6 protein-coding genes are annotated in these 6,333 nt (G+C 71.1%); 3 read left to right on the forward strand and 3 right to left on the reverse strand.

The annotated features are described in order from the left end of the window. Positions 1-284: DNA glycosylase AlkZ-like family protein (locus tag GXP76_RS33155; protein WP_242575326.1), on the forward strand; the 284-nt coding region annotated here is incomplete at its 5' end. A gap of 40 nt (positions 285-324) precedes the next feature. Here the strand turns inward: GXP76_RS33155 and GXP76_RS33160 are convergent. Beyond that, positions 325-1,155 (reverse strand): helix-turn-helix transcriptional regulator, encoded by an 831-nt coding sequence (locus GXP76_RS33160; RefSeq protein WP_277994093.1) that lies wholly within the window; start codon positions 1,153-1,155, stop codon positions 325-327. Positions 1,156-1,309: 154 nt separating this feature from the next. Between GXP76_RS33160 and GXP76_RS33165 the strand changes: the two genes are divergently transcribed. After that, a complete protein-coding gene (locus tag GXP76_RS33165) occupies positions 1,310-3,046 on the forward strand; it encodes an AMP-binding protein (RefSeq protein ID WP_242575328.1) in 1,737 nt (578 codons plus the stop codon). A 17-nt stretch (positions 3,047-3,063) separates the two neighbouring features. Here GXP76_RS33165 and GXP76_RS33170 read toward each other — a convergent pair whose 3' ends face one another. Together GXP76_RS33170 and GXP76_RS33175 are read right to left on the reverse strand one after the other, a co-directional pair. Beyond that, positions 3,064-3,579, reverse strand: coding sequence for a GNAT family N-acetyltransferase (locus GXP76_RS33170; RefSeq protein ID WP_242575329.1), 516 nt, complete (start codon positions 3,577-3,579; stop codon positions 3,064-3,066). Between the two features lie 52 nt (positions 3,580-3,631). After that, the gene (locus GXP76_RS33175; RefSeq protein ID WP_242575330.1) at positions 3,632-4,309 is read right to left on the reverse strand and encodes a hypothetical protein; all 678 of its coding nucleotides are present in this window, start codon (positions 4,307-4,309) and stop codon (positions 3,632-3,634) included. Between the two features lie 181 nt (positions 4,310-4,490). Here GXP76_RS33175 and gcl point away from each other — a divergent pair, with 181 nt between their 5' ends. After that, on the forward strand, positions 4,491-6,266 hold the full coding sequence (gene gcl / locus GXP76_RS33180) for a glyoxylate carboligase (RefSeq protein WP_242575331.1): 1,776 nt from the start codon (positions 4,491-4,493) through the stop codon (positions 6,264-6,266). The last annotated feature ends 67 nt before the right edge of the window (positions 6,267-6,333 follow it).

Consider the following 6,333-nt stretch of genomic DNA (forward strand, 5'->3'; position numbering starts at 1 on the left):
CCCGCGTCGTGCCCGCCGATTACCGCAAGCTCACCTGGAACGGCAACCAGGGGTACCGCACCTTCCTCGTCGACGGATTCCTCGCCGGGATCTGGCGGCTGGAGGACGGCACGGAGGGCGACGCGCACGGGACACTGACCCTCCAGGCTTTCGGCACGCTGACCCGCGCACAGCGCGACGCGGTGGCCGAGGAAGGCGTCCGGATGCTCGGATCCCTCTCCTCGGCCACCTCCCCCTCGTACACCGTGCGCTTCGCGGACTTCTCCGGACCTGCCGCCACGTAGCGGCGGGGAGCCCGCCGCTACGAAGAGCCTGCGGACACCTCTACGGCAGCAGCCCCGCCCGGCGGGCCGCCACCACCGCCTCCAGGCGGTTGTGCGCGCCGAGCTTGCGCATCGCGGCCCGCAGGTACCCCTTCACCGTCTCCGGCCGCAGCCCCAGGCGCTCGGCCGCCGCCGCGTTCGTCGAGCCCGCCGCCACGCACGCCAGCACGTCCACCTCGCGCGGCGCCAGCGCCACGGCCCGTTGCTCGTAGTACCCGCCCCGGTCGCGCACGTCCCGCGTGACGTCGCCGGCACCCGCCAACCGGCCGCAGACTGCGTGCAGTTCGCTGCGCAGCCCCGCGTCCACGATGCGCGGCGCGAGTGCCCGCAGTTCGATGTGCGCCTCGCGGACCTCCTCCCACGCCTCCGGCAGGCCCCGCACCGGCTCGCGGGTCACGGCGAGCAGCCGCTGCACCTCGTCCCGTACGACCAGCGACTGTTCCACGTCGCGGGCGGCGGCGACGGCGGCGTCGAAGACGCGCTCGCCCATCGGCAGCGGATCGCGCAGCGCGCCGTACAGCACGCCACGGACCCGGCGCCGCACGATCACGGGAACGGCGACCACGGAGCGCAGCCCCTCGGTGGCCACCGCCGCGTCGTACTCGTGGCTGATGTGCCGCGCCTGCCGGTAGTCGGTCACCGCGCAGGGCCGCAGCAGCGCGATCGACTTGCCGCCCAGCCCGTTCCCGACGGAGATCCCGAGCCCGCGCAGGGCACCGGTCGCGGTGCCGTTCAGCTCCGCGATGCGGACCTGGCGCGCGTCGTGCAACAGCCCGCCGAACGCCACCGGCAGCCCGGTCGTACGGCGCAGCGTCAGCAGCGCGGTCCGCATCTCGACCGCTTCGACCGCCTCACTCACAGCGTCTTCCCTCTCCTCGGGTCGCTCCGCCGGCCCGACGAGTTCGGTTCACCCCCGTCAGGGGGTGGTGAGACGTACGTCACCGGTTACACGATGCTAGTGAACGGGCGAGCGACGAGGAGGGCACATGAGGGCTGTCGACGCGACGGAGCAGTTCCGCGCGGCCAGGGATTTCCTGCTGCGACACCGGGAGGACTACACCGCGGCGTACGAAGGCTTCGTCTGGCCCCGGCCCGCGCTGTTCAACTGGGCGCTGGACTGGTTCGACGTGATCGCCGAGGGAAACGACCGGCCCGCGCTGCACATCGTCGAGGAGGACGGCACCGAGTGCGTCACCTCCTTCGCCGAGATGTCCGGGCGCTCCGCCCAGGTGGCCAACTGGCTGCGTGCCCAGGGCGTGGCGGCCGGTGACCGTGTTCTCGTCATGCTCGGCAACCAGACCGAGCTGTGGGAGACGGCGCTCGCCGCGATGAAACTCAGGGCCGTCGTCATTCCCGCGACACCGCTGCTCGGCCCCGCGGACCTGCGGGACCGCGTCGAGCGCGGCCGGGTGCGGCAGGTGATCGTCCGGGCCGGTGACACCGCGAAGTTCGCCGACGTGCCGGGGGAGTACACCCGGATCGTGGTCGGTGGCGACGGTGCCCAGGTTGACGCCGGGGGCCCGGACGGCGGCCCGGACGGCGGTTCGCGCTCCGACGGGACCGGCTGGCGGGCGTACGAGGCGTCCCACCTGGAGTCCACGGTCTTCGAGCCCGACGGGGTCACCCGCGCCGACGACACCCTGATGCTCTACTTCACCTCCGGCACCACCGCCCGCCCCAAGCTGGTCGAGCACACCCATGTCTCGTATCCGATCGGCCATCTCGCGACGATGTACTGGATCGGGCTGGGGCCCGGCGACGTGCATCTCAACATCTCCTCACCCGGCTGGGCCAAGCACGCCTGGTCCAATCTCTTCGCGCCCTGGAACGCCGAGGCGACCGTCTTCATCCACAACTACACGCGGTTCGACCCCGTCCGGCTGATGGCCGAGATGGACCGCGCCCGGGTCACCAGCTTCTGCGCGCCGCCCACCGTGTGGCGGATGCTGATCCAGGCCGATCTGACGCTGCTGCGCAACCGTCCCCGCGAGGTCGTCGCCGCCGGTGAACCGCTCAACCCCGAGGTCATCGAGACCGTCCGAAGGGAGTGGGGCGTCACGATCAGGGACGGCTTCGGCCAGACCGAGACCGCCGTCCAGGTCGCCAACTCGCCGGGGCAGCTGCTGAAGGCCGGATCGATGGGCCGGCCGACACCCGGCTTCACCGTGGAGCTGCTCGACGCGGTCACCGGCGCTCCCGGAGTGGACGAGGGCGAGATCTCGCTGGACCTCTCCCACGCCCCGGTCGGGCTGATGACCGGCTACCACGGTGACCCGGAGCGTACGGCCGAGTCCATGGCGGACGGGTTCTACCGCACCGGCGACATCGGCTCACGCGACGCCGACGGCTACATCACGTACATCGGCCGCGGCGACGACGTCTTCAAGGCGTCCGACTACAAGATCTCGCCGTTCGAGCTGGAGAGCGCGCTGCTGGAGCACGAGGCCGTGGCCGAGGCCGCCGTCGTCCCGGCGCCCGACGCGCTGCGGCTCAACGTGCCGAAGGCCTACATCGTCCTGGCGGACGGCTGGGAGCCGGGACCCGACACGGCGAAGCTGCTCTTCGAGCACTCGCGCGCGGTCCTCGCCCCGTACAAGCGCCTGCGCCGCATCGAGTTCGCGGAACTGCCCAAGACGGTCTCGGGCAAGATCCGCCGTATCGAGCTGCGCGAGCGTACGGCCGAGGGCTCGGGCGCGGAGTACGAGGAGGGTGACGGGCGCTGACCTCAGGCGCCCGGCGGTCACCTCACCGTCGTGGCACGGCGCATACAGACGCGGGGCCAGTGGTCGAGACCGTGCGCGGCCTCGGCGCGCCTGATCTCCCGCAGCCCGTCGGTGAGTTCGCTCTCCGCGAGGGTGCGGAAGCCGAGCCGGGTGTAGTGCGGCGCGTTCCACGGCACGTCCGCGAAGGTGGTCAGGGTGAGCCCGGCCAGCCCGGTGCTCTCCGCCCGTCCGGCCAGATGCTCGATGAGCGCGCGGCCGACTCCGCGCCCCGCCGCCGTGGGGTGGACGGAGACCTGCTCGATATGGGCGGCGCCGTCGACCTCGTCGTAGATCAGATACGCGACCGGGCGGCCGCTGGCGTCCTCGGTCACCCAGGCGTGGCCCGCGCGCAGATAGCGGTCGAGGAGATCGATGGCCGGGGGCTCGTCGTCGGCGATCGCGGCCATGCCGACGGCGCGGAAGGGTTCACCGGCGGCCCTCTCGATGTCCTGGAGGAGGGGGAGATCGGCGGGGACCGCGGGGCGGATTCGCATGGAGAGAGTATGCCCGCGCGGTGCGTGCGCGGTGAGGGGTTCGCGGTTCGGCTCAGGCGTGTGAGCGATCCAGCTCCGCCGCCGGTCCGTTGACCGGTCGCGGGGCGCCCGTCGGGTCCAGGAGGAACAGCGGCACTCCGAGGGTGTCGGCGCGCTCGCGCGCCTCGTCCGTGTAACCGGCCAGTGAGAAGAAGGCGCTCACCGCCGACTCGGTCAGCGCGCTCAGCCACAGGCACTCGACGGCGCGCGAGTCGGCGTGACGGGGGCCCAGGTCGACCTGGGCGACGATCCCCGGCCCCCGGAGATCCACGCCGGCCTCCGGCCGCTCGCCGGAGCGCAGGACGTCCGGGAAGCCGATCTCGCGCAGATAGTGCGCGGCGCCGTTCACGGCGTCGCACCCCGCCCCGGCCGTCACCGGCCTGACGGGTATCCGCAACAGAGCCCCGCACGGGCAGCCGAGCTCCGGCTGCGGCCACTCGTCGTACCGTCCGCACCCGGTGCAGCTGACGGTCACCCACTCGTCGTCCCAGGTCCGGCGCACTATGCGGATCGGGGGCGCGCCCGCGACCAGGGGCGCCGCGACGGCCGTTCCGCAGGGGCAGGGGTAGGCCGCCGCCGAGAACACATGGCTGTGCCCGCAGTCGGGACAGCGGACAGGAACGCTCTCGCCCACTCCCCGCACCCCCCTCGTGCCACCCGCGCGCGCCGCGCCTGCGTGCCCATCGTCCATCACCGGCGGCGCCTTGGGGAGGGTCTTCCGCCATCCCTTGACGGCAGGTGGCAGGCGCTTTAGATTGATTCCACATAGCAGAACATGCTTTCCGCATTGCGGAAAGAGTGGAATCGACGGAATCGACGCTCTCAGGTGGCGCGACAGAGCCCGAGTCCACCAGCCGGAGCAGGAGCACTCCATGCCTCGTATGACCGCTGCCCGAGCGGCAGTTGAGATCCTCAAGCGCGAAGGCGTCACCGACGCGTTCGGTGTGCCGGGCGCGGCGATCAACCCCTTCTACAAGGCCCTCGAAGAGGCCGGTGGCATCGACCACACGCTCGCCCGCCATGTGGAGGGCGCCTCCCACATGGCCGAGGGCTACACCCGCACCAACCCCGGCAACATCGGCGTCTGCATCGGCACATCGGGCCCGGCGGGCACCGACATGATCACCGGGCTGTACTCGGCGATCGGTGACTCCGTCCCGATCCTGTGCATCACCGGCCAGGCACCGACCGCGGTGATCCACAAGGAGGACTTCCAGGCCGTCGACATCGCGTCGATCGCACGGCCCGTCAGCAAGGCCGCCACCACCGTCCTGGAGGCCGCCCAGGTCCCCGGCGTCTTCCAGCAGGCGTTCCATCTGATGCGCTCGGGGCGGCCGGGCCCGGTCCTCGTCGACCTGCCGATCGATGTGCAGCTCACCGAGATCGAGTTCGACATCGAGACCTACGAGCCGCTGCCGGTGTACAGGCCGTCAGCGACCCGCGCGCAGATCGCGAAGGCGCTCACCATGCTGGCCGCCTCCGAGCGCCCGCTGATCGTCGCGGGCGGCGGTGTCATCACCGCCGACGCGTCCGACCTGCTGGTGGAGTTCGCCGAGCTGACCGGCACACCGGTCGTCCCGACGCTGATGGGCTGGGGCACCATCGCCGACGACCACGACCTGAACGCCGGCATGGTGGGCATCCAGACCTCGCACCGCTACGGCAACGAGACGTTCCTCGCCTCGGACTTCGTCCTCGGTATCGGCAACCGCTGGGCCAACCGGCACACCGGCGCTCTCGACGTCTACACGGCGGGCCGCACGTTCGTCCACGTCGACATCGAACCCACCCAGATCGGCAAGATCTTCGCGCCGGACTACGGGATCGCCTCGGACGCCAAGGACGCGCTGAAGCTCTTCGTCGAGGTGGCGAAGGAGCTGAAGGCGGCGGGCGAACTGCCCGACCGCACCGAGTGGATCGCCTCCGTGCTGGAGCGCAAGGGCAGCCTGCACCGCAGGACGCACTTCGACGACGTGCCGATGAAACCGCAGCGCGTGTACGAGGAGATGAACCGCGCCTTCGGTCCCGACACCCGGTACGTGACCACCATCGGTCTCTCGCAGATCGCCGGCGCGCAGATGCTGCACGTCTACAAGCCGCGGCACTGGATCAACTGCGGCCAGGCGGGCCCGCTCGGCTGGACGATCCCGGCCGCGCTCGGTGTCGCGAAGGCCGACCCGGACACCACGGTCGTCGCGCTCTCCGGCGACTACGACTTCCAGTTCATGCTCGAAGAGCTGGCCGTCGGCGCGCAGCACCGGATCGGATACGTGCATGTGCTGGTGAACAACGCCTACTTGGGGCTGATCCGGCAGGCGCAGCGCAATCTCGACATCAACTTCCAGGTCAACCTGGAGTTCGAGAACATCAACTCACCGGAGCTGGGCGTCTACGGGGTCGACCATGTCAAGGTCGTCGAGGGCCTGGGCTGCAAGGCGATCCGGGTCACCGAGCCCGACCAGTTGCTGCCGGCCTTCGAGCAGGCGAAGAAGCTCGCCGCCGAGTACCGGGTGCCGGTGGTGGTCGAGGCGATCCTGGAGCGGATCACCAACATCTCCATGGGGGTGCGGATCGACCAGGTGAACGAGTGGGAGGACCTGGCCACCGAGCCCGGCCACGCGCCGACCGAGATCAGGCCGCTCGTCTGACGCGGTGTACGCACGCGCCGGCAGGTGACAGCCCGTCAGCACCGCGCCCCCGTCCGGAACTCCGGGC

Origin of the sequence: Streptomyces sp. NP-1717 (genome assembly GCF_022695985.1) — a bacterium.
GTDB lineage: Bacteria > Actinomycetota > Actinomycetes > Streptomycetales > Streptomycetaceae > Streptomyces.

Excerpts from the sequence above, each read along its gene's own strand:
- gcl (WP_242575331.1), top strand. The coding sequence starts at position 4,491 with ATGCCTCGTATGACCGCTGCCCGAGCGGCAGTTGAGATCCTCAAGCGC.
- GXP76_RS33170 (WP_242575329.1), bottom strand. The coding sequence starts at position 3,579 with ATGCGAATCCGCCCCGCGGTCCCCGCCGATCTCCCCCTCCTCCAGGAC.
- GXP76_RS33175 (WP_242575330.1), bottom strand. The coding sequence starts at position 4,309 with ATGGACGATGGGCACGCAGGCGCGGCGCGCGCGGGTGGCACGAGGGGG.
- GXP76_RS33160 (WP_277994093.1), bottom strand. The coding sequence starts at position 1,155 with ATGCGGACCGCGCTGCTGACGCTGCGCCGTACGACCGGGCTGCCGGTG.
- GXP76_RS33165 (WP_242575328.1), top strand. The coding sequence starts at position 1,310 with ATGAGGGCTGTCGACGCGACGGAGCAGTTCCGCGCGGCCAGGGATTTC.